Here is a 1,771-nt window from a genome sequence, read left to right on the forward strand (position 1 = left end):
GTGCGGCGGCGGGCCGGGCGTACCACGACGGCTCCGATCAGATGCGCCCCCGCCCGGTGAAGCGCCTGCGCCGCCGCGACGACCTCGCGCGCCGGAACCCCGCGCAGCGCGACCAGCAGCACCGCGCTGTCGGCGCGGGCGAGGTCGTGCAGGCCCTCGCCGGTGAGGACGCGGGTCGGCCCGAGCGGCCGGGCGAGGGCGTCGGCGAGCTGCCGCGCCTCGTGGTCCGCGCCGACGGGACGGATGAGCAGGTGGCCGCCCGGACGGGCGGCGAGCAGCGTGGATGCCAGCTCCTGCGGCGTGTCGGGGTCGCGGCCGGCGGGCACCCCCGACGGCCCGGCGATCACCGGGACGCCGGTCAGCCGCTCGACGTCGCGGGCCGTGCGCAGCCGGGTGTCGAGGCGGTCACGGGCGAAGGCGGCCCCGGCCCCCGCCAGCATGCCGAGCATCAGGCCGCTGCCGAGGTAGAGGGCCGGGCTGGGCGCGCTCGGCGCGCCGGGCGGCACCGCCTCGCTGATCACCGAGCCGGGGGTGATGGCGACCGTCCTGAGCGTGTCGTATCGGACGGTGAGGTTGTAGACCTGGCGGGTCAGCACGTCTTGCTGCTGCTGGGCGATCGTGCGTTCGGCGGTGCCCCTGGCCAGGCCGGGCAGCGTGGTGGCGATCTTGCTCAGGTCGTCGTTGAGCTGCTTGAGCTTGGCGGCGAGCGCCTTGAGCTGGGCGCTCACGTCGCGCTGCGCGGCCTCGGTGCGGTGCTGGAGGTAGGCGTCGGCGTAGGCGCGGGCGTGGGCGGCGGCGGACGCCGGGGTGGCGGCGGTCGCGGAGATCGACAGCACGGCCGAGTTGGGGGGGACGGTGACGGCGATCGTGGCGGCCGGGATCGGCTCCGCCATCGCGGAGGGCGTGAGCTTGGCGCGGGCCTGCTCCGCGACCACGGCCGACTGGGCGACCTGCGCCTCGGTGTCGAGGTTGAGGGACTCCCGCTGCCGGCCGTTGACCTGGTTGGCCTGGTCGTTGACCCCGGTGGGGGAGACCAGGACCTGGGTCGTCGAGGTGTAGGCGGGCGGGGTCACCCTGAGCAGCGCGGCGCCGCCGGTGAACCCGGAGGCCAGGCAGAAGAAGAAGATCAGCCAACGTCTGCGCAGCAGTGAGGTGTACTCGGACAGGTCCGTGCCCGAACCGCGCTCGGGAAAGTCCGGCGACAGGCCGCTCATGGAAATCGTGCCCCTCCCGCCTGGTTCGGGTAGTTGCGCGAATCGGCTCGCGCACGCAAAGATGAACGGCTCCCCACTATAAGCCGGTCGGCCATTTCGCCGACCTGGTTGACCGAGATTTTCCGTCCTGTGGATGAATCTCGGCAAGTAAAACATGCTGGGTTAGTGTGGATTGCTCGGAAATATTCGGACATAGCTGGGCGAGTGGCCGGGCAAGAGCTATGTAAAGTGCCTGACGTGAGGTGATCCGCCGGTGGGATGGTGGTGGACGGCGGTGTCGGAAAACGCGCGGGCGTGGCGTATGGCGAAGGAAGCGGTGAAGTCTTGCGTCATTGTGGTCGTAAGGGTGGAAAATCCGGAATCGGGGCTCTGGTCAAGCCGCTGCTGGCTTTCCGGCTTAATGTGATCTGCCCGTTCTTTCTCCGGAAAATCGCAAATAGGGGGCGTATCCGAAGCCTTCGGACGCCCGTTGTGACAATGCCGCCGACCCACTCCCGGCCGGCCACGGCCCCGGTCACGCCCTGCGGGCGGTCTTCGGTGGGGCGCTGGGTGGCGGT

1 protein-coding gene is annotated in these 1,771 nt (G+C 70.9%); it reads right to left on the reverse strand.

The features are described from left to right. The coding region (locus C1I98_RS38525; protein ID WP_233508562.1) for a YveK family protein at nt 1–1,214 on the reverse strand (1,214 nt) is incomplete at its 3' end. Nucleotides 1,215–1,771: the final 557 nt, after the last annotated feature.

Origin of the sequence: Spongiactinospora gelatinilytica, from assembly GCF_003236385.1 — a bacterium.
Lineage (GTDB): Bacteria > Actinomycetota > Actinomycetes > Streptosporangiales > Streptosporangiaceae > Spongiactinospora > Spongiactinospora gelatinilytica.